24 protein-coding genes are annotated in these 21,892 nt (G+C 38.2%); 14 read left to right on the top strand and 10 right to left on the bottom strand.

Going from position 1 to position 21,892, the window contains the following annotated elements; genetic code table 11:
- The first annotated feature begins 86 nt into the window (after positions 1-86).
- A complete protein-coding gene (locus tag I6F40_RS04390) occupies positions 87-569 on the top strand; it encodes a winged helix-turn-helix transcriptional regulator (RefSeq protein WP_024590009.1) in 483 nt (160 codons plus the stop codon).
- A 78-nt stretch (positions 570-647) separates the two neighbouring features.
- Here I6F40_RS04390 and I6F40_RS04385 read toward each other — a convergent pair whose 3' ends face one another.
- The 7 genes from I6F40_RS04385 to I6F40_RS04355 form a co-directional block, all read right to left on the bottom strand.
- Positions 648-1,637: a sensor domain-containing diguanylate cyclase gene (locus I6F40_RS04385; RefSeq protein ID WP_197192541.1), complete on the bottom strand. Its 990-nt coding sequence runs from the start codon at positions 1,635-1,637 to the stop codon at positions 648-650.
- Between the two features lie 175 nt (positions 1,638-1,812).
- Positions 1,813-2,202, bottom strand: a complete 390-nt coding sequence (locus I6F40_RS04380) for a DP-EP family protein (RefSeq protein WP_166377285.1) — start codon at positions 2,200-2,202, stop codon at positions 1,813-1,815.
- A 22-nt stretch (positions 2,203-2,224) separates the two neighbouring features.
- On the bottom strand, positions 2,225-5,479 hold the full coding sequence (locus I6F40_RS04375) for an nSTAND1 domain-containing NTPase (RefSeq protein ID WP_197192540.1): 3,255 nt from the start codon (positions 5,477-5,479) through the stop codon (positions 2,225-2,227).
- 162 nt (positions 5,480-5,641) lie between these two features.
- Positions 5,642-6,478, bottom strand: coding sequence for a mechanosensitive ion channel family protein (locus I6F40_RS04370; RefSeq protein ID WP_197192539.1), 837 nt, complete (start codon positions 6,476-6,478; stop codon positions 5,642-5,644).
- 38 nt (positions 6,479-6,516) lie between these two features.
- Positions 6,517-7,260: an LrgB family protein gene (locus tag I6F40_RS04365; protein ID WP_197192538.1), complete on the bottom strand. Its 744-nt coding sequence runs from the start codon at positions 7,258-7,260 to the stop codon at positions 6,517-6,519.
- Positions 7,253-7,606 (bottom strand): CidA/LrgA family protein, encoded by a 354-nt coding sequence (locus I6F40_RS04360; RefSeq protein ID WP_010553207.1) that lies wholly within the window; start codon positions 7,604-7,606, stop codon positions 7,253-7,255. Before I6F40_RS04360 ends, I6F40_RS04365 begins: the two co-directional genes overlap by 8 nt.
- A gap of 71 nt (positions 7,607-7,677) precedes the next feature.
- The gene (locus tag I6F40_RS04355; protein WP_197192537.1) at positions 7,678-8,469 is read right to left on the bottom strand and encodes a crotonase/enoyl-CoA hydratase family protein; all 792 of its coding nucleotides are present in this window, start codon (positions 8,467-8,469) and stop codon (positions 7,678-7,680) included.
- A gap of 367 nt (positions 8,470-8,836) precedes the next feature.
- Between I6F40_RS04355 and I6F40_RS04350 the strand changes: the two genes are divergently transcribed.
- Genes I6F40_RS04350 through I6F40_RS04340 form a run of 3 tightly spaced genes read left to right on the top strand, consistent with a single transcriptional unit; the run spans position 8,837 to position 10,522 of the window.
- Positions 8,837-9,157 (top strand): HI1450 family dsDNA-mimic protein, encoded by a 321-nt coding sequence (locus I6F40_RS04350; RefSeq protein ID WP_166377277.1) that lies wholly within the window; start codon positions 8,837-8,839, stop codon positions 9,155-9,157.
- 44 nt (positions 9,158-9,201) lie between these two features.
- Positions 9,202-10,014, top strand: coding sequence for a DUF481 domain-containing protein (locus tag I6F40_RS04345; protein WP_166377275.1), 813 nt, complete (start codon positions 9,202-9,204; stop codon positions 10,012-10,014).
- Positions 10,015-10,039: 25 nt separating this feature from the next.
- Complete coding sequence (locus tag I6F40_RS04340; RefSeq protein ID WP_166377273.1) at positions 10,040-10,522, top strand: hypothetical protein; 483 nt, start codon at positions 10,040-10,042, stop codon at positions 10,520-10,522.
- A gap of 42 nt (positions 10,523-10,564) precedes the next feature.
- Here I6F40_RS04340 and I6F40_RS04335 read toward each other — a convergent pair whose 3' ends face one another.
- Positions 10,565-11,050, bottom strand: a complete 486-nt coding sequence (locus I6F40_RS04335) for an FKBP-type peptidyl-prolyl cis-trans isomerase (RefSeq protein WP_007581704.1) — start codon at positions 11,048-11,050, stop codon at positions 10,565-10,567.
- A gap of 12 nt (positions 11,051-11,062) precedes the next feature.
- The gene (ygfZ, locus tag I6F40_RS04330) at positions 11,063-11,974 is read right to left on the bottom strand and encodes a CAF17-like 4Fe-4S cluster assembly/insertion protein YgfZ (protein ID WP_010553210.1); all 912 of its coding nucleotides are present in this window, start codon (positions 11,972-11,974) and stop codon (positions 11,063-11,065) included.
- A 164-nt stretch (positions 11,975-12,138) separates the two neighbouring features.
- On the opposite strand from ygfZ, the gene I6F40_RS04325 reads away from it, so the two are divergent.
- A complete protein-coding gene (locus I6F40_RS04325; RefSeq protein WP_007581709.1) occupies positions 12,139-12,390 on the top strand; it encodes an FAD assembly factor SdhE in 252 nt (83 codons plus the stop codon).
- Between the two features lie 55 nt (positions 12,391-12,445).
- A complete protein-coding gene (locus tag I6F40_RS19655; RefSeq protein ID WP_231609300.1) occupies positions 12,446-12,802 on the top strand; it encodes a hypothetical protein in 357 nt (118 codons plus the stop codon).
- Here the strand turns inward: I6F40_RS19655 and nadB are convergent.
- On the bottom strand, positions 12,777-14,387 hold the full coding sequence (gene nadB / locus I6F40_RS04320; RefSeq protein WP_165734537.1) for an L-aspartate oxidase: 1,611 nt from the start codon (positions 14,385-14,387) through the stop codon (positions 12,777-12,779). The genes I6F40_RS19655 and nadB overlap by 26 nt on opposite strands.
- A gap of 246 nt (positions 14,388-14,633) precedes the next feature.
- On the opposite strand from nadB, the gene rpoE reads away from it, so the two are divergent.
- The 8 genes from rpoE to era all read left to right on the top strand — a co-directional run bounded on the left by rpoE (position 14,634) and on the right by era (position 21,875).
- The gene (rpoE, locus tag I6F40_RS04315; RefSeq protein WP_002958721.1) at positions 14,634-15,215 is read left to right on the top strand and encodes an RNA polymerase sigma factor RpoE; all 582 of its coding nucleotides are present in this window, start codon (positions 14,634-14,636) and stop codon (positions 15,213-15,215) included.
- Between the two features lies 1 nt (position 15,216).
- On the top strand, positions 15,217-15,834 hold the full coding sequence (locus I6F40_RS04310) for a sigma-E factor negative regulatory protein (RefSeq protein WP_007581717.1): 618 nt from the start codon (positions 15,217-15,219) through the stop codon (positions 15,832-15,834).
- A gap of 4 nt (positions 15,835-15,838) precedes the next feature.
- Positions 15,839-16,789 carry a MucB/RseB C-terminal domain-containing protein gene (locus I6F40_RS04305; RefSeq protein WP_007581719.1) on the top strand — a complete coding sequence of 317 codons (951 nt, stop codon included), beginning with the start codon at positions 15,839-15,841 and terminating at the stop codon, positions 16,787-16,789.
- A gap of 19 nt (positions 16,790-16,808) precedes the next feature.
- Complete coding sequence (locus tag I6F40_RS04300) at positions 16,809-17,258, top strand: SoxR reducing system RseC family protein (RefSeq protein ID WP_166377269.1); 450 nt, start codon at positions 16,809-16,811, stop codon at positions 17,256-17,258.
- Positions 17,259-17,533: 275 nt separating this feature from the next.
- Positions 17,534-19,321, top strand: coding sequence for a translation elongation factor 4 (gene lepA, locus I6F40_RS04295; protein WP_007581724.1), 1,788 nt, complete (start codon positions 17,534-17,536; stop codon positions 19,319-19,321).
- Positions 19,322-19,337: 16 nt separating this feature from the next.
- Positions 19,338-20,273, top strand: a complete 936-nt coding sequence (lepB, locus tag I6F40_RS04290; protein ID WP_166377267.1) for a signal peptidase I — start codon at positions 19,338-19,340, stop codon at positions 20,271-20,273.
- Positions 20,274-20,275: 2 nt separating this feature from the next.
- Positions 20,276-20,953: a ribonuclease III gene (rnc, locus tag I6F40_RS04285; protein WP_024598752.1), complete on the top strand. Its 678-nt coding sequence runs from the start codon at positions 20,276-20,278 to the stop codon at positions 20,951-20,953.
- Positions 20,943-21,875: a GTPase Era gene (gene era, locus I6F40_RS04280; RefSeq protein ID WP_007581730.1), complete on the top strand. Its 933-nt coding sequence runs from the start codon at positions 20,943-20,945 to the stop codon at positions 21,873-21,875. The genes rnc and era overlap by 11 nt, the downstream gene beginning before the upstream one ends.
- The last annotated feature ends 17 nt before the right edge of the window (positions 21,876-21,892 follow it).

Genomic DNA, 21,892 nt, shown 5'->3' with positions numbered 1-21,892 from the left:
AATTTCAGCAGAATATGCTGGTTAAATTTCGCGTTTTACGATAATTTACAGGGCATAAATTTAACTTATCCGCATAAAATTCTGTTATGACAATTCCAAATAGATTACGCATGCTAGATCGTATTGATTTAGCCATACTAGACGTTCTACAAAAGAACGGCAGAATTTCAAATGTTAACCTCGCAAAACAGGTTAATTTGAGTGCAAGCCCGTGTCTTGATCGTGTAAAACGATTAGAGCAAGAAGGCTATATCGAAGGCTACTACGCTAAGCTTAGCGAAGCAAAGCTTAATCAAAGCTTAGTAGCACATGTTCAAGTGTCGCTTGTTGCTTCAAATACAGCAGTATTTAAGGTATTTAGAGAGCATATACTAAGAATACAACAAGTCGTTGAATGCGACATGGTGGCAGGCGGTTATGACTATTTATTAAAAATCCGCGTGTCTAATATGGAAGAATATAGACAAGTTCTTGGCGACTTAGTCGATATTCCCGGCGTGGGCACTCATCATACTTATATGGTGATCGAAAAGATTAAAAAAGACGAAGGGCTGCTAATCGACATTTAAGCTTTTCTCAAGTAATAAAAAACCGCAATTGCGGTTTTTTATTTTAGTAGATAAAGGCTATACCAAATAGTTAGTACATCACCTTATACATAATTTATTACGACCTTCCGACTTCGCTCTATATAAAGCCGTATCAGCCGCGCATATTAATGCCTCAGATGTTCTGTACTGATTATTGTATTCACACGCTAAACCCTGGCTTACACTTATCTTTACATTCGCTGGCAAACCAATATCTCTAAAATTAATGTTGAGTATTTTTTCTTGAATACGTTTTGCGATCATTTCTGCATTTGAGACATGTGAGCGGGGTAATACAACAGCAAACTCCTCACCACCATAGCGTGCTACTAAACTATCTTTTGAGGGGAGGCAGTCTTCAATTGTTTGAGCTACTTTTTGCAAACATTTATCACCCTTTACATGACCAAAATTATCATTAAACAGTTTAAAAAAATCAATATCGATCAAGATAAAACTCAAAGGCTGTTTGTCTACTATGCATTCTTGCCAATTTTTAATAATCGCCTTTTCTAAAGTGCAGCGATTAGCGACGCCTGTAAGGTGATCTATTTTGGCTATGTTTTCGAGTACTTTATACTTTTTAACATGCTTGGAAATATCATGCATAATACAAATAAATAGAGGGGTATTGTTTGTGGTTGATGCGGGTATACAAGAAATTGAGAGCTCTATATCTAAACAGTTACCATTGTTTTTTATTATTTTAACTTCTTTAGGGCCATGATTGAGTGGTGTTTGATAGTTGTTTTTCCAACTTTCAAACATGTATTGATAGTCATCGCGATACTGTTCTTGTAAACAATCTTGCCATTTTTTACCTATTAATGAGTCAGACGTAACATTAAAAAAACGAGCTGCAACGGGATTTACTGATTCAAACACTCCATCTGCATTAACAATAAAAATAGCATCGGCCATGACATTAGTGACATTAATAATTGCGCTTATTTTTTCATTGTTAACGGTATTAGAAATGCTGCTGATTAATGCAGATACAGCGTTGTCGGTGTTGTTTGCTCTGCTATTTTCATTATTGTTAGACATGGTGTTGCTCATTTTTATTCTTAATGAAACTTTATGTCTAGTAGTTTATTTAATTTATGGGTTTGAAACCTTTCGGTAACCTTCCTTTCTAAGCTGTTGTTACTTATTGTTTATTTTTTTGGTTTAAATAAATTGCACAGGAATAAATCAGCCCAGTGCAATTTAAAATCAATAATTAATCGTTGTTGATTAATTTTTTTTTATTTATAACTTGTGGGTCAGGGCTTGAATAAGGTTTATCATTACATTCAACGTTAAATATTAAACACGCAGTGCCTGAGTTTTTTGCTGTATCGGTGATAGTGATTGCTTGGTGGTTATCACTAAGTGCATAACTGAAGTCTTGGGCACATGTTCCTATTTTATCAGTAACTGTAGCTCCTGTGAAAAAAAAGCCTAGCCCAACTGCAGCAGGAGTTAAAGTGTAAGTACCTGCAGTTTCGGTTCTTACTGTACCGCCGCCATCAACGGCTTTGCCATTTTCTGTGTAGCTAAAAATAGCCTCTTTTTTATCGTTAAACTCAATATGCACTTGAATGTCGACTTTGTTTATAGTTGTAGTCATGTAATTTCCTTTGTATTTAGTTTTATAGTTTAAAGTCAGTAATGCCTAGTTTTAACAGGCTTGCTGTTATTGTTGGTATTTCGTTTGCTCGGTTTAAGCAGGTATACGCTTGTACCTGCGGGTACTTTACGTGAATACTTTGGTTTATTTTTACTGTTTTAGTAATAGCTTTAAGCACATTTAAGCAAAATTGCTCTCGTTGTTCACTGGTCGCAGCTAATTTAGCTTTGAGTAGGTTTATATTTATGGGGGCTAAGTTATCTCTATTTTTCATTTTATTGGTTATGTACCGTTTATATTCGCCATCATTCTCAAGGGTCGTTAATAACTCTTGCGCTTTAAGGGGGAAGTTTCTGTCAATAAAATAGTGAATTAGACTAATTTGTGTATTGATAGAATTGATACTATTAAGACCTTGTGATTTTAAGAAGCTAATAATTTTTTCTGTCCTTGAATCAATCTTTTTGTCATAAGACAACATTATCAATTGCGCTAATGAGCGATAATACATATGTTGAAATTCATTATTTTCCGGATCTTGCTTTAAAGCCTCATTTATAATTTCATTCGCAAAGCGAGCTTTTAAATAGGCCATTTTTTTATCAGGTAAATAACTTAGTAAATAACTTTGTTGCATATGTATATTTGCTGACATATAAAAAAGACTGGCGTCATCAGGGTAGTGATTAGTCATTTCTTTCACCACAGAAACTGCATTTTCCAGCATATTCATTGCGACATTAAAGTTACCTAAGTTACCTTCAGTTTTTGCAAGCCAACTGATTGTATCTGCTTTATCACGTAATAAATTTTTACTATTCGGTTTTAGTTCAATGGCCCTATTCTTAAGCATAAGTGACTCTGTAAAGCTTTTTTTCGCGGCTATATAGTCAAATTTCTCTGTGTATAAAGAACCCAGTGAATTATGTGAATATGACAATTCCATAATCGAGTTAAAATCATTGGGTGCTAATGAATACATTTTTTCGCTATAAGAGTGGTACTTTTTAAATAATGGCTCAGTGGCGGCGTAATCACTTTTATCGTAACTAAGCTGCCCTAACCAAAAGGCATTGGCACCCGCAAGCGTGAGTAGCTCTAAGTTGTTTGGCTGGATTTTTAATAATGCCTCAAGGCGGGTGCGGGCATTTTCAAAGGCGGTGAAGGCTTCGTCGGTTTTACCGCGTGAATAAGCTACCTCTCCCATTGCTTCAAGAGTTTGTGCGTACTGAAAACGGTTGTTAAATTGTGCTTTATCATCGCTAAAGCTAAAAAGTGAACCTGATTCGTCAGTTTGATTAGTAAAATACTCAAGTGCTTTATTACTAATACCGTCAAGTAAGTCCATTCGCTTTACGCTACGTAATTTATCGGCAAAATCACCGACCATAAAACCAAGCAGGCTTTCTGCTTCAAGTCGCTTTTGCTGTGCCTGCTGTTGTGCTTTAAAACTGGTGAAACTCATTAATAACGCAATAAATGTGAGTAAACAGAGTAAAAATATTGTGCCACGTTTTATGTTTGTTTTAGTTTTAGTGCTTTTAATGGATCTTTTAATAAGTGCATGTTCGTTATCGTCAAGCTCGAATACATTATCGTTGAGTAGTGAAATAACTTCTTGCAGTGGTTTACCCGGCGCCAAAAGGTAAGCATTACTTTTACCTTCATTAATCCAGTTTTGTGCTTGGTGTTGTAAGCGGCTTTTTATTGCTAGTGCATCTTTATGGTCATTAATCCAGTTTTTTGCACGAGGCCATTGGCGTAATAGTGCCTCGTGAGCAAGACTAAAACAGGCTTCGCCATTTTGTAAGTGTGATACAAATAAACGGCTTTCTACCATGGCCTGCACAAATTCTTTTTGGCTTTTATTATTTAATGTTTGCCAACGTGCTGCTCGGCTCGTAATGGTTTTACCATCAGGATTTAGGGTCACTAATTGCGATAACACGCTATTAAGTTGTTGCTGTTGCTCGCTGTTTAGGCTGATAAATACATCTTCTGCTTTTTTACCGATTGCGCCCTCAATACCACCTAGTTTTGTATAAACACTGTGTAGTAGCTCGTTATTATCACTGCGTTGCAAATACAGCTCTTGCAGTGTGTATTGCAGCATGGGTAGTGCGTCGGGATTATTGGCTGTATCGGCGCAAAGTATTTCATCCAGTGGCGTTTGGGTTTCTGGGTCATTCGAGAATGTTAAATTAGCGGTTAACGTTGGCAGGCGAATAATTTGTTGTAGGTCGTGCCTGTTTGGTGGTGTTAAATCGTAGTGTGCGCCATGAGCTTTACCTGCCATTAGGCTGGGTTGTTCAACCACTAAAGGATAAAAGTCGTTACGACACGCACTAAATACAATCACTGTTTTAGAGGTTGCTAAGCGCTCAATAACCGATAAAAAATGGCTGCGTGTTTCGCTACTAAATAAAAGAGAAGAAAGCAGTACTTCTAAGCGGTCAATAAATAAAAATAACTGTGGTGTTTTAAGTTGTGTAGAGGCTTTGCTAAGTGCAATTTGTATGGAGTTGATTACGCCATCGATTGTCAATTCTAGTTGCTCTGCCAGTGTTTGCGCGCTTAATCCTTCAAACACAGGAAGGCCGTTTATATCCCAATCAAGCAATGTAGAAGCTAAATCTAAAAAAAGTCTATTTTTATGAACATCTGCAAAGTCGAGTTGGCTATAAGAAATAACCCCAATGCCATTATAGCCTCGCTCATCAAGTAATTTAGGCAATATACCCGCATTAACAAGTGATGATTTACCTGTGCCACTTGGACCCAGTATTAAACAAAACGCGCGACCAAATTTAACTTGGCTCGATATTCTATTGAGTAACGTTTCTATAGATTGATTGCGGCCAAAAAATAGGTGTGTATCGCTTGGGTTGTAGGCGCTTAATCCTAAAAAAGGAGAGCCTCCTTGCCATGTGTTTTCAGTTGTTTTTATGTCTTCAGCTAGAGGAAACTCTAGTTTTGCAATAACGCGGTAACCACGTTTGCGAATAGTTTCTATGTAGGTGGGCTCACTTGCTTTATCACCAAGGGCTTTTCGTAACTGCGTAATTGTTTTATGCAGCGGGTTATCGCCTACCTCAACATTTTTCCAGCATTGATCTAATAGCTCGTCACTCGTAACAATTTCGCCTTTTTGTAAGCACAGATGGACTAATACATCCATGGCTTTTGGTTCTAACTGTTTAGTTTTTTCTGCACGCTGAAGAGTCTTTGACAGGGGGTTGACTTGCCAATCACCTAAATAAAAAGGGCTGCGATTCATAATTGCTCATTATTGTTATTATGTAATTAAAGCGAGTGATTTGCCGACTTTTTTAACCAAGTCTTTATATTACAGATAAAATAACAAACAGATAAAGAGTTTTTACGCAGTAAAAGTGGTTTATTGATGTGGGTAATTCAATATTGAGTTACCCACTGAGTTTTATGACTCTATATCGCTTTTATTTATGGTAACTACGCGTTGAGGGAATGGGATTTCAATATCAGCATTATTAATTGCTTTATAAACACCACCGTTAATAGCCAGCTTAGTTTCGATAATTTTAGTAGTAGGCACCCAATATCGGTAGCTTATTGTAACACCGCTATCGGCAAAACGTTCAATACCCACTTGTGATAACGGATTTTGTGCAACTAATTCATGTGCTTTAAGTACGTCCTCAATGAGACTAATCGCGTTATCAGAGCAAGCACTATAGGCTATATCTATTTCACCTTTGACCAATGAGTAACTAAATGAGTTATGAAGTATTTCACCTACTATGTGCTTATTTGGAATGGTAATTTCTACTTTTTCTTCATTGATTAAAATAGTGTAGCCAAGCTCAATAGTTTTAACTTGGCCGCTTACATTTTTAACTTCAATAGTATCACCAACAACAAAAGGTCGAGTGGCTATAATCGCAAGGCCTGCACCATAGTTAGAGAGCATTCCTTGCAATGCTAAACCTGCACCTAAAGACGCAGCACCAATGGCTGCTACAAATGGCGTAACGCTGATACCTATTTTGCCAAGTGCAATAATTATAACCATTACAATTAGCAGTACTTTTACCACGCTACTGACAAAGTTAGTAAGCGTAATGTCAACGTTATGGCGGGTCATTAACGCGGCTACAAATTTGGCAAGCTTTTGTGCTACCCACAAACCAATGAGGACGATAAAAATAGCGCCAACAATTTGCATACTGTAGGTAACCATATACTCAGTAAGCATGGTGTAATATTTTTCAAACTGTTCGATTTCAGAACTGATCATAAAGCGCTCTATGTTAGGGCTATGTTGTATTTTTCCAACTATAGCAAAATGTTGACTAAAAATGGATATAACAGCGGCACTATAATTGCTGTTAATAAAGCACTTAGCGCCATTGCAACTGAGGAGTAAGCGCCTACTTTTGGATGCTCAGCAATAGCAGCAGCAGTCCCAATTGCATGACAAGCTGTGCCCATGGCAACACCTTGAGATTCGTGATTAAAAATATTAATGAGTTTAAAAAGCATAAAGCCAAATAAAGCGCCTAGTAAACCAATAAAAATAACTAAAGCCGCAGCAAGAGAGCTAATCCCCCCTAATGAGTCAGTAACAATTAAAGATATTGGGGTTGTGACACTGAGTGCGGCAACAGATGCACTTAGCTGCGCAGGCGCATTAAATAATATGCTTAGCAAAAATGCGACAACGGTTGCGTTAACAATACCTAAGCTACATGTTGCGACTATGAGTAATAGATTTTTTCGTACGTGTGTAAACTGCTGATATAAAGGAAGTGCTAAAGCCACAATCGCGGGCTCTAATAACCAGCTTAATAATTTGCTGTGCGAGGCAAATTGCGTATAAGGCAGATTTAGGTTAATTAGTAATAAAGCGATAATACTAATACTTAAAAATACGGGGTTAGTGAGCGATTTAAATACGCTGTTTTTTATACTTTGGTTTACGGCCCTTAGTGCTAAAAACAATACAATAATAAAAGGAATACTTAGCCACCATAAATTAGGCTGTAGCTCTGAAATAGCGGGAAAAGTAAAATCAGTCATTATTTTCTCTTCCCTTAAAGTACGCAATTACACTGCTAACAAGCAACAAGGTAGTTATAGGGACTAGCACCACAACTGAGGCTAAAAATGCCCAGTGCGACTTTATAAGGCCGAGATGTTCAATAAATCCCACACCCGCAGGAATGAAAAATATAGGCATAATATTTAAAATAGGGGAGGCGCATGGTTTTACATGTTGCTCTTTTACAATACCCGATAAGAGTAAAACTAATAAAATAACCATAGCGAGTAACGGTGCAGGAAAGCTTCCACCAATAAAGTGCATAATGAGTTTAGCGCAGGCTAAACATAGTAAAATAATAGCGCTACTGAGCAGATATTTCATCAAATTGGCTCACAGAAAAGATAAGAGCTTAACTTTAACAAATCAAACTCTTTTATGCATTGTGCAATAGCCTACCAGTGCTTTATATTTGCGTAGGTTATATCCGCTTTTCCTTTTGCTTTAGCAATTGCTTTTTTAGTGTTTGGGTTTAGCAATAAGCGAATTTGGCTGAAGGTTTCTTTAGCGAGTATTTTTCGTTGGTTTGGTTTATAGCTAAGTTGTGTAACACGTTTAATAGCAGCAAGCGTATCTGGTGAACGCTCAAGTAATGTATCGAGCATGTTTTGCGTTGCTTGCTGAGTATCATCGGTAAGCTGAGTAACCAAACCTAGCTCATTTGCTTGTTGTGCTGTGATTTGGTTTGCGTGGCTTGCAAGCCAAAGTGCTTGGTCGCGCTTAACTAAACTGCTCATCATTACATTCGCTCCCATATCGGGGCACAATCCCCAACGCGCTTCCATAATGGCAAGTTTGGCATCAATATGAACAATCCTGTAATCTGCCCCTAAAGCTATTTGCAAACCACCCCCTAAACAGTTGCCATCAATTTGTGCAATAACGGGCACACTCAGTGACTGCCAGCCTAATACTGCTTTTTGCGCTAAATTTTGATTACCAGGTAACCACTTAAACAATAATTTTGCTATGTTCATTGGTGTAGCCATTACTGCGGATATATCAAGACCTGCACAAAAATGCTCGCCATCGCCTTTTATTACCACAGCACGAATACTGCGATCTCTTTTTATATTTTTAATGGCTTTATGTAGCTCTACAAACATTTCAAAGCTTAATGCATTTTGTTTTTTTGCTCTGCTAAGCGTGACGGTTGCAATGCCATTTTGTTTTTCTAGTTTTATCATTACACACTCCTCTGACCTGTTTATTGAGCTTATGTTGTTATAAGAATTAAGTAAAGTTACGGTATTTTTTAAATAAATGGAATTTATTGCTAAAGCCGTAGTCTTAAAGGATTGGTTTTAGATGATAAAAAGCTAAACAATTAGAACCTAAGATGATAAAAATATTTCACGTTGTTATTTTCAACCAAAAAATAAAAATTAATCTTTATATTCAGTAGATTAGTTTAGTTTTGCTCGTCGTTTTAGTTATATACTGAATAAAGCATGACTCGGTTACAAAAAAGTCAGTGTTTTAAGCTTTTTTTTATCAAAATGATGATGATATTTGATAATATAGCGCAACTTAAAAGCTTAAGGTTAAGCACATATGTCGGGTCCACGTTTATATACGGTAGAAGAAGCTACTCACCAAGCTTATGATATTTTTTTAGAGTTAGCGCCAAATAACTTGAGTGAAAAAGATGTTGAAGACTTTAATGAGTTTAGAGAAGACCTAGGCTTCATTGAAGAAGACGAGCCAGATGAACAGTGGCAAGACTTTGTAGCCCTTGAGATAGAGCCAGAGCATTTTATTCAGGTGTTGGTTGGTTTAGAATTCGAAAATGATGATGTTTTGTTTGCTAAGATTTTGATTAGCCTTGATAAAGATGCTCCGTTTTGTCATATCTTATGGAAAGAAACAGAGTAAATATATTTTACTTGTTTTTGTAACTGTGTATCAGAGAGAGTGCTGTGCTTAAGTATTTATTTTTAATTCTTGTGATGATTAGTAGCCCTTGTTGGGCGGTTGATCCCTTTGAGGATTTTCATGAATATGGCAAGCTCTCTGAGGAAGAAATTCATGAGTTACATCAAGGTGACATGTTCTACGGTGACACTGAATTTGGCTTTATTCTAAGCAAAGGGAATACCAATTCAACTAGCTTTAAGCTCAAAGGGAATTTATATCAAGACTTTGAAAATTGGCGGAATCAATTCAAAATAGACTCCCTTTACAAGCGTGATCATAATGATGAAACAGATGAAACAGATGTCACTGCAAACCGTATCTTCGTTTCAGCACAAGGTAACTATAAAGTAGGTGTTAAAAACTCCTCATTTTTTATTTACGGTGATTACGAAGAAGATGAATTTAGTGGACTTGATTTCAAAAGTACGGTGGCGACAGGCTATGGTGCGCGTGTATATCAAGGCTCTAAAAACAAAGTAGACATTGATATAGGACCTGGTTTGTACCGTTCAGTAGCCGATGAAGATTCGGATGTGAGCGAAGATGAAGTTAATAAAACTGGTTATTTAGTACGTGTTGCAATGCAGTGGGAACGTTTGGTTTCCAAGCGTACTCGTTTTAATCAAGATGTGAGTATAGAGCAGTCGCTTTCAGGGCTTAATTCTCGCTTAAAATCGGAAACGGCGCTTATTAGTCAAGTGATTGGTGCCGTATCGCTTAAATTTGCCTACATGTATCGTTATAATTCAAAACCCGAAGATGATAAACTCAAGTTTGACTCGGAGCTGAGTGCTACATTGGTGTACAGCTTTTAAGTATTTATTTAATTTAGAGAATATTATGTATCAGCATAAACAGTATGCGGTGTTTATCTTTTTTGTATTAGCGTGGATAGGCGGTTTTGTAGCGCTTGCATGGAACTTGTTAGGCGCTGATGGACCTTTAATGATATTTGCTGGGATTTTAGTGCTGGTGGGCTTTTTGTTCCATGGTCTAACAGTAAAAGTAGATGATAAAAAAATTAGCTGGGCGTTTGGTCCTGGCGTTGCAGGGCAAAGCATTGAGCTTGGCGAAGTAATAGAAGCTAAGGCAGTTCAAAACTCTTACAGGCACGGTATTGGTATGCGAATTACTCACGATGGTTGGGTGTATACAGTATCTGGCTTTAGTGCAATACAGCTAACGCTTAAAGATGGCACTTTATATCGAGTTGGCACAAACGATCAAAAAGGTTTACTAGCCGCTCTAAAAGAAAATAATGTATCAATCGCGCTGCCTAGTAAGGCAAAAACTGAAACGGTTAAGCGCAACAATATGATATAAAAAAAGCGCCCTAGGCGCTTTTTTACTTGGTTTAACAGTGTATTAGTGGTCGTGACCACACCCACCTTCACCATGTACATGACCATGAGTGAGTTCTTCTTCGGTTGCATCACGTACTTCTAGTATTTCTACATCAAAGTTAAGTGTTATGCCTGCAAGTGGGTTGTTACCATCTACAATAACTTCTTCATCTTGGATATCGATGATCATTACTGATTGGTCACCATCATCTGTTGATGCACGAAATTGCATGCCGACTTCAATTTCCATACCTTCAAACATCGACTTAGGTACAGCTTGCATTAGGTTATCGTGGCGTTCGCCATAACCTTCATCAGGTTCAACTTTTACGCTAAGTGTGTCGCCTGGTTGTTTACCTTGCAAAGCATTTTCTAGGCCTGAAATTAAGTAGCCTGTGCCAATGATAAAGTGTAGTGGCTCACCACCGAACGAGTTATCAATGCTATTGCCATCATTATCCATTACCGAATAATGCATTTTTACCACTTTGTTTGCCGCAACGATCATAGTCATTCCTATTTATTCATCTTCAAGAGAGTAGGGTAGAGGCAGAATGCTTAGCTCCACCTGAGGTGTGTGTTTTGCACGAAGTACCTGAGTTACATCAGTATCGTTTGGCAACACAACGAGGCCTGTTAATTTATTTGTTTGTTCATTAAAGCTTTGTGCAATAAGTTTACCGGCACGGCGCCAATTTTCGCCTAATTGGGTTTCTAAATCGGGCTCTGAAAGTATCCCTTCGCTTTGACCTGAGACTATATACATTGCACGCTTATTTTTACCTAGGTACTTCATGCGAGCCACAGTTTCTTGACCGGTATAACACCCTTTTTTAAAGCTTATACCGTCAATAGCATGTAGGTTTACCATTTGAGGAACATACTCGCCAATTGCATCTGCACTTAACTGAGGTTCACCTGCAAGCATAGATGCTTGTTGCCAAGGAGCTTCGTTATCAAGTGTAGATACGTCATCAGGCATACTAAACTGGCTATCGACCATCAATAAAACACGGTTATCAGCTAATTTTAGTGCTTTACCGCTTTCAAAGTCACACGCGCTCGCATCACCTTCAAAGTTAATATCAAGTTGTGCGAGTACATCCGATAAATCATCACCAATGAGACCAATTAATCGCTTTGAACATGCACTAATGTCAACTTTTGCAAATACGGCATACTTTTTTAGCTCAGCTAACGATTTTTCTACTTCGTTTTCGCTGCCTGTAAGGTAGTAGCTGTCTTGATAAGAAAATAATTTAAATACGCCCCAAAGTTTACCTTTAGCGCTGCAATGGCCAGCCCACAAATAATTACTGCTGGTTAATTTATTTAGATCTTGAGTGATTTGCCCGTGTAAATAAGATAATTTATCAGCACCGCAGAGGCTAATAAGTTGATGAGATAACGGACATGCATAAACGCTCGACATAAAAACCTTCTTTGCAATATAAATGAAGTGACATAATAACGCAGTTGTTACGTATGGTACAGACAAGCGCTTATTGGTGCGGGTTTATTCTTTAATGAGAGATTAATAGCTGCTAAATAGGCTTGTGTTTGTTAAACTCGAGTCAATTAAGTATGAGGTTTAAAATGGTTGAAATTCATAGTAAAGCACGTATTCGTTGGGCTTGCCGTCGTGGCATGTTAGAGCTTGATGTTTTGTTTATGCCGTTTGTTGAAGAAGCATACGACTCTTTGAGCGCAGAGCAACAGGCTATTTTTCAGCGTTTGCTAACAGAAGAAGACCCTGACTTATTTGCATGGTTTATGGGTCATCAAGAATGTAAAGATGAGCAGTTAAATGGTATGGTTTCGCTGATCTTAGACCGAGTTCGTGTATAGGTTTACAGTTACTAATAATAGAGCTGACCACAAACCTATTGTGGTCTTTTTTTGCATGCTCATTTTAATATTATGTTTATTTTTAGATTCTCTACTAGCTATGCTTTTTTGTTTGATAATTAATATATTAGCTGGCTTTTTAGTGTGGCAAAAAGTGTTGGCAATTCATCCAAATCATGGCGTTATAATACTAGAACCCAACCTATTTAGGTTTGAGGGAGAGGGCTTAAAAATTCAGGGTGAAATTAGTAAAAAAAGCCGTTTTTATGGCAATAATATATGGCTACATATTAAAGGTTTTAGTAACAACCATTGGCTTATAATTTCAGCCAATGGTGTTAATGAACAAAGCTATGCGCGTCTAAAACGCGCTACTTTAAGCGCGGTTAATTGCGTTTTGGAGTCAAAATAGTCGGTGTTGGATTTTTATTTTGCTCAGGGTAATCAATAGTATAATGTAGGCCTCTGCTTTCTTTTCGCTCCATTGCACTTCTAATAATGAGTTCTGACACTTGTACTAAGTTACGAAGCTCAAGCAAGTTATTACTTACTCTAAAGTTTGCATAATAATCATGTATTTCTTGCTGCAGCAACTCAACCCTATGCAGTGCACGTTCTAAGCGTTTAGTAGAGCGTACAATACCTACATAATCCCACATAAATAAACGTAGTTCATGCCAGTTATGGGTAATAACAATTTCTTCATCAGAGTTACTAACACGGCTTTCATCCCAATGAGGTAGAGCCATTGGCTCTGGTGCATGTTCAATTTTACTTAAAATATCTTTAGCTGCAGCGTGGGCAAATACAATACATTCCAATAATGAATTACTTGCCATACGGTTTGCACCATGTAGGCCTGTGTAAGCGACTTCGCCAACAGCATACAAGTTATCGAGATCTGTTTTACCGTTAAAGTCGGTCATTACGCCACCACAAGTGTAATGCGCAGCAGGTACAACTGGGATTGCTTCTTTTGTTATATCAAGCCCTACACTTAGGCATTTTGCGTAAATAGTAGGAAAGTGCTCAATAATAAAGTCTTTATCTTTGTGGCTAATATCTAAATAAACACAATTAGCACCTAAACGCTTCATTTCAAAATCGATTGCGCGTGCCACTATATCGCGTGGAGCAAGTTCTTCACGACTGTCAAAATCTTTCATAAAACGAGTGCCATCAGGTCGTTTTAAATAAGCTCCTTCACCGCGCATAGCTTCTGTAATTAAAAAGTTTTGTAGCTCTGGATGATAAAGGCTCGTTGGATGAAATTGATTAAATTCCATATTGGCAACTTTACAGCCTGCGCGCCATGCCATTGCAATGCCATCACCACTTGATACATCTGGATTAGATGTATACAAATACACTTTGCTTGCGCCACCAGTGGCAAGAGCAACAAATTTAGCTGAAATGGTTTCTACCTTTTTAGCTTTTTTGTTCCACACATACATACCTTCAATGTGTGATCCTGTTTTTCCGGCGCTTTTATCTGTAATTAAATCAATAGCATTGTATTGCTCTAAGAGCGTTATATTCTTATGAATTTTAACTTGGCTAATAAGCGTGGTTTGCACAGCTTTGCCAGTAGCATCGGCTGCATGCAAAATACGACGATGGCTGTGACCGCCTTCACGTGTTAAATGAAAACGCTCTTTTCCTTTGCTATCAAACTCCATATCAAAGGGAACACCTTGGTCGATTAACCACTGTAGGCAATCGTGAGCATTGCTGGCAGTATAATGAACAGCGTCTCTGTCGCATAAACCGCCGCCCGCATCGAGTGTATCTTCAACATGAGATTCTATGCTGTCGTTTTGTTTATCAAATACAGCTGCTATACCACCTTGAGCATACAAAGTAGAACCTTCTGTAAGCGCTCCTTTACTGATCACGGTAACGTTACAATAATTAGCTAGAGATAATGCAAGTGATAAGCCTGCTGCGCCGCTACCTATAATAGCGACATCTGCAATGTGATGTTTATTTTGGTTCATGTCAGAGGTACTTTGCGGTTACAATGCTCGTATAGAGCAATATTTGTTTTTAATATCTGTAGTTGTACCATATTTGTCATACTACTACGTAGTGATTTTAAAGGCTTAGCGCCGTTATTTATCATCTATTTTATAAAAAAATAATATTAAGCAGAACTTTTTATTCATAAAGAGGTCAGAGTATTTGTGAACAATGACGACAATATGAATAACAAGCAAAAATCAGACATAGGAGTACCGGCTCGAATGAGCGAGCAGGAATTAGATTTAGTGCTAGTAAAAAGGGTCCAGCAAGGAGATAAAAACGCCTTCAACCTATTAGTAAAGAAGTATCAAAACAAAATTGCAGGTTTGATCTCACGTTATGTATCAAACCAAGGCGATATTGCTGATGTAGCACAAGAGGCTTTTATTAAAGCTTACCGTGCACTTCCAAACTTTAGAGGTGACAGCGCCTTTTACACGTGGTTATACCGTATTGCCGTTAATTGTGCTAAAAATTACTTAGTAGCCCAGGGGCGTAAGCCGCCAGCAAATGATATAGACGCTGAAGATGCCGAGTTTTATGATTGTGCAGATTCAATGCGATCTAATGCATCTCCTGAAAACCTACTTTTAAGCGAAGAAGTACGCGCTGTTATTTTTAATACGATTGATAGTTTGCCTGAAGATCTTAAAACCGCAATCACCCTTAGAGAAATCGAAGGGATGAGCTATGAAGAAATAGCAGTGGTAATGGATTGCCCGGTCGGGACTGTGCGTTCGCGTATATTTCGTGCCCGTGAAGCAATAGATAACAAATTAAACCCATTAATAGGCGAGTCTTAGTATGACAAAAGCACACCTTAACAAGTTAGATAACGAAGCGTTATCGGCATTACTTGATGGCGAGCAACATCTGACTGATGCAAAAATTGCAGAGCAAGATGTAACTACGTTTGGCCGTTATGCGTTAATTGGTGATGCGATGCGTGCTCAAAAAAATAATAACGACATACATATTGATATTAGCGATCGCGTTGCATTAGCACTTGAAAGCGAGCCTGTTTATGCTGACTTTAGTCAGTCAAAAACACAGCCTCAAGCAATCACTGAGACGGTACAAGATAATAAAGTAGTGGCTTTTAATTGGCGCAAACCCGTTGCTCAACTAGCAATTGCAGCCAGTGTGGCAATGTTTGCTATTGTGGGAGTTAATACGCTTCCTCAAAGTAACAACGAGCAACAAAGCGAAATTCCATTACTACAAACCACACCGCTGACAGGTATGGCATCGCCAGTAAGTTACTCATCTGAGCCTGCGCTTGAAAATGCAGAGCAAGGTTTACGTGAATTACAGCAACAACGCATTGGTGCATTAGTTCTTGAGCATCAACGCCAAGCACGAGTTGCGAATTCTTTAGAAACAGCGCAAACTAATACCAAAGCGTCTGAGGAAAAAAACTAATTAAATGAAAGTAATCACTTTTGTTCTGTCGTTGGTAGTAAGCTTTAATGCATTTGCCAACGACACAAATCCTGCCAAAGATTTATTACTAAAAATGGCTAATGCCGTTCACACCCGTAATTTTGACGCTTCGTTTGTGGTTGTCAAAGGTAAAACAATGGAACCCTACCGATGGGTGCATGCTTTACAAGGTGATACAGAACTTGAGCATTTAAGTTTACTTAACGGTGCTGGGCTTGAAATGGTCCGTATTGACAACCAAGTTACTTATTTTGAACCTCAGTCAGAACCATACTCCCTAAAAACAGATTCAATAGCGGGTCCAATCCCTGAAGTACTTTTTAAAGATATAGATCGCTTAAGCGCGCACTATGATTTTGTACTAGGCGGTAAAGGTCGTATTGCAGGGCGTGCTGCACAACTAGTTCGCATAGAATCTAAAGACGAGTATAAATATAATTATTGGATTTGGCTGGATATGGAGTCGTCGTTATTACTAAAAGCCGCGTACGTTAACCATGAAGGTGAGGCCTTAGAGCAGTTACAGCTTACTCACATTAGTGTGACAGAGCAGCCAGCAGGTATGTTACTTGAAGTGCTCAATCGAAACTTTCCAACGCCTTTACCAAACGATGCACTTATAAACGAAGACAGTACAGCTACTAACTGGCAAATTAGTTGGTTACCGGATGGCTTTGAATTACTAAAATCAGACAGACATAAGCTCGATTTAAATAACGAATTAACAGACTATTACTTGTTCTCTGATGGTTTTGTTGAAATTTCGGTATTTATTCAGCGTCCATTGCCGGGTAAGCGTTTAAGTGGTGCACTAACCTCTGGTGCAACGACAGTATATGTGCATAATGGCGGTAATTTTGATGTATCGGTTGTTGGTAATGTACCGAGTATGACCGCAAAAGCGATTGCTGAGTCAGTTACCCGCGCATTATAAACGATTCGTAAGGATTGTTATGATTGAACAAACCCTCACTGTTGTGGCCCTCGATGGCCACATTGCTCATTTAGAAGCACAACAAAAACAAGCTTGTGAAGGCTGCAATGGTCGTTGCGGCTCACAAGTGTTTGGTAAGCTGTTTGGCACTGCAAAAAAAACCTTCCCTTATAAATTTGAATCCTCTGTTGAAGTAGGACAAAAGGTAACCTTGTCACTTGATGATAGTCACGTCGTTAAGCATGCATTTGCGGTATACATACTGCCACTGCTTTTAAGTCTGGTTTTTGCACTGATTGCAGCGCAATTATTTATGGCTTGTGAAGGTTGGCAAATTTTAGCTGCAGCTTTAGGTGGTGTTACTGGTTTCTTTATAGCTAAAACTCGCGTGAAATCGCTAAAGCACGATATAAAAGTTATAAAAATTCACCCAATTAGTATCCCTTTAACTCAAATAGATGGTGATTGACGCCAATTAAATGTAAAATTGCCGTTTTATACCAAAGTAACTTGGAAATACAGGGAATAGTGGTTTTTTAAATTATTTTATCTAGCTGAATTATATAAGTTAAATAAATTTAACTTATTGTTATTCAATAAATAAAATGGTTTTAATCAATATTAAAAAGCATTGGTGATGTTTGTAATTTACAAACTGAGCTTATGGCATCCTACAGCAAGTATTTTCAAGTCACTTAGGTATTCATATTTAGTCCATTAAAATAGAAGTATAGAATCCAGTTTATGAAGCATATCCGTAATTTTTCGATCATCGCCCATATTGACCATGGTAAATCGACCCTTTCAGATCGTTTGATCCAAGTTTGTGGCGGTTTAACCGACCGTGAAATGCAAAAACAAGTTTTGGATTCAATGGATATTGAGCGCGAACGTGGTATTACCATTAAAGCGCAAAGTGTAACGTTGAATTACAAAGCGAACGATGGCGAAACTTATCAACTTAATTTCATTGATACTCCAGGACACGTTGATTTTACGTATGAAGTATCGCGTTCTTTAGCTGCATGTGAAGGTGCACTACTCGTTGTTGATGCAGGCCAAGGCGTTGAAGCACAAACATTAGCTAACTGTTACACTGCTATTGAAATGGAATTAGAAGTAATTCCAGTACTTAACAAAATCGATTTACCGCAAGCGGATCCTTTGCGCGTTGCAGAAGAAATTGAAGAAATTATTGGTATTGATGCCCTTGATGCAGTGCAATGTAGCGCTAAAACGGGTGTAGGTATTGCCGAAGTTCTTGAAATGATTGTTAGAGATGTTCCGCCGCCAGTAGGCGATACAGATGGACCTCTACAAGCACTTATTATCGATTCTTGGTTTGACCCATACCAAGGCGTTGTATCACTAGTGCGTATTAAGCACGGTGAATTACGTACTGGCGATAAAATAAAAATAATGTCGAACGAGCATATACATACTGCCGACCAAGTGGGTGTATTTACGCCTAAGCAAACTAACACCGGTATTTTAAGAACCGGTGAAGTAGGGTTTGTTATTGCTGGCATCAAAGAGATACATGGTGCTCCAGTAGGCGATACTATAACTCATCAAAAAAATGCGGCTCCACTTCGTTTACCTGGTTTTCAAAAAATTAAGCCTCAGGTTTATGCAGGCATGTTCCCAATTGCATCAGATGAGTATGAATCATTCCGTGATGCGCTTAATAAACTAAGCTTAAACGATGCGTCGTTATTCTTTGAACCAGAGAATTCAACTGCATTAGGTTTTGGTTTCCGCTGTGGCTTTTTAGGTATGCTACACATGGAAATCATTCAAGAGCGTTTAGAGCGTGAATACGATATTGATTTAATTACAACGGCACCTACGGTAATCTATGAGATAGTTACTAAAGAAGGTACATTCCAGATTGATAACCCGTCTGACTTACCTGCAGTAAACGATATTTTAGAAATTCGTGAGCCGATTGTTGAAGCTAATATTTTGGTACCACAAGAATACTTAGGTAATGTTATTACTTTGTGTATTGAAAAACGCGGTAGCCAAACAAAAATGACCTATCACGGAAAGCAAGTAGCTGTTACGTATGAGCTACCTATGGCTGAAGTGGTAATGGACTTTTTTGATAAATTAAAATCAACAAGCCGTGGTTTTGCATCGCTTGATTATAACTTTAAACACTTCCAAACATCAGATATGGTGCGTGTTGATATTTTAATCAATAGTGAGCGTGTTGACGCACTTGCGATTATTGTTCACCGCGATGGTGCACAGTCTCGTGGTCGTCAATTAGCTGATGCATTAAAAGAGCTTATTCCTCGTCAAATGTTTGATATTGCGATTCAAGCAGCTATTGGGCAACACGTTATTGCACGTACTACGGTAAAACAGTTACGTAAAAACGTAATTGCTAAGTGTTACGGTGGCGATGTGAGTCGTAAGAAAAAGCTACTTAAAAAGCAAAAAGATGGTAAAAAACGTATGAAGCAAGTAGGTAATGTTGAAGTGCCTCAAGAAGCGTTTTTAGCTATTTTAAAAGTTGGTAAATAAAAACAAAGGATTATAAATGGCTGGTTATTTTTCAGTTTTATTGGTGCTATTAACCTTAGGCTCAGGCTTAATATGGTTAATAGATCACTTAATGTATGCACCTAAAAGACAGGAGCGCTTAGCGATAGCGCAAACGTCTGCTGGAGCTCCGTTAGATGAAGAAACTGCGGCATTAATTGCACCAGAGCCAGTAATAACGGAAACCGCAAAGTCGATTTTCCCGATGATTGCAGCAATTACTATTTTTAGATCATTTATTTTTGAACCGTTTCAAATTCCATCTGGTTCAATGATGCCTACACTGTTAGTGGGTGACTTTATTTTAGTACAAAAGTATTCATATGGAATAAAAGACCCAGTTTGGCGTACTCAGTTAGTTGACGTAGGTGAGCCAGAGCGTGGTGATATTGTTGTTTTTAAATACCCTTTAGATGAAAGTGTTGACTATATTAAACGTACGATTGGTTTACCAGGCGATAAAATTGTTTATCGTGATAAACGTTTATATATTCAGCCAAACTGTAAAGAAGGCGAAACCCAACAGGGTGAGCTTTTATGTAATGAATTCAATAAAATTGATTTTAAACTAATTAATGATAACGAATTTAAACAAGGCCCAATGCCTCTAGCTCGTGTTAATGAAAATTTAACAACAGTTACGCATGATATATTAATCAACCCACAAGCGCCTGAAAGAAAAGGGCGTTACTATCAGCAACCGGGCACGCCTTCTGATGAATGGACTGTTCCTGCTGAACATTATTTTATGATGGGTGATAACCGCGACAACAGCCAAGATGGTCGCTTTTGGGGCTTTGTACCAAAAGAAAACTTGGTGGGTAAAGCTGTCTTTATATGGATGAGTTTTGAATTTGAGAATGGCCCTGATGATATTTTACCAGGATGGGTTCCAACTGGTGTTCGCTTTGAACGCCTAGGTAATATTCAGTAACGATGAAAAAAAATGTAACAGAATTATATAAAAAAATTGGCTATGAATTCGCTGATCAAGGTTTACTTGAACAAGCAATGACGCACCGCAGCCACAAAGGTCAACATAATGAGCGACTAGAATTTTTAGGCGACTCGATTTTAAGCTTTGTGATTGCCAATGCACTTTATGCCAAATTTCCTAAAGCGCGTGAAGGCGATTTAAGCCGCATGCGTTCAACACTTGTGCGTGGTCAAACACTTGCCGAGTTTGGTCTTGAATTTGGTTTAGGCGATTATTTACGCTTAGGGCCGGGCGAGCTTAAAAGTGGCGGTTTTCGTCGCGAGTCAACGCTTGCTGATGCAGTAGAAGCTATTATAGGCGCTGCATTTTTAGATTCAGGTATCGACAGTTGTGGCGATCTTATATTGGCGTGGTACCAATCACGCTTGGATGCTATTTCACCAGGGCTTAACCAGAAAGATCCTAAAACCCTGCTGCAAGAGTATTTGCAAGCCCGTAAATTATCGTTACCGGGCTACACAGTAGTTGATACTAAAGGCCAAGCACACAATCAAACATTCACGGTTGAATGTATTGTTGATGGAATGGATAGCATAATTTCTGTTGGTAGTTCGCGCCGTAAGGCCGAACAAAAAGCTGCCGAAAAAGCATTGAAGATACTTAAAAATGAACCTTGATACCTTAATACAGCCTCATGAACGTGATGTAGATACATTTTGTGGAATGGTGGCGATTGTCGGTCGACCAAACGTAGGTAAATCGACTTTGCTTAATGAGATTATTGAGCAAAAAGTGAGTATTACCTCACGTAAACCACAAACTACACGTCATCGTATTATGGGTATTCATACTGTAGATAAACACCAAGCAGTATACATAGATACACCGGGTCTACACGTTGAAGAAAAGCGTGCTATTAACCGTTTAATGAATCGAGCAGCGTCTAGTTCTATCGGCGATGTAGAGCTTATTATTTTTGTCGTTGAAGGCACTCATTGGAATGCAGATGACGATATGGTACTTAATAAAGTATCGCAAAGTGGTAAGCCTGTATTATTAGTTATTAATAAAATTGACCAAGTTAAAGACCGTGATCTTGTATTGCCTCATATGAAGTGGTTAAGTGACAAGTTTGATTTTGTTGGAATTATGCCAGTATCAGCAACGCAAGGTAAAAACGTTGATTTAATCAAAGCAGAAGTAACTAAACGCTTACCTCCTTGCGAATTTTACTTTCCTGAAGATTATGTAACTGACCGTTCGATGCGCTTTATGGCAGCTGAAGTTATCCGTGAAAAGCTAATGCGTTTTATGGGTGAAGAACTACCGTATTCTGTGACTGTTGAAATTGAGCAGTTTAAATGGCAAGACAACGGTATTTGGCACATCAATGGGTTAATTCTTGTTGAGCGCGAAACACAAAAACGCATGGTTATTGGTAATAAAGGCGAAAAGCTAAAAACCATTGGCCGTGAAGCTCGTAAAGACATAGAAGAAATGCTTGATAACAAAGTATTTTTAGAGCTTTGGGTTAAAGTTAAGTCGGGTTGGGCTGATGATGAACGTGCACTAAGAAGCTTAGGTTACAGTGAAGACTAAACCAAGCAGTAGCTTAG

Source organism: Pseudoalteromonas sp. SWXJ133 (assembly GCF_015864365.1).
Classification (GTDB): Bacteria; Pseudomonadota; Gammaproteobacteria; order Enterobacterales; family Alteromonadaceae; genus Pseudoalteromonas; species Pseudoalteromonas arctica.
The sequence above is the reverse complement of the archived record's forward strand: the minus strand, read 5'-3'. Positions and strand labels throughout refer to the sequence as shown.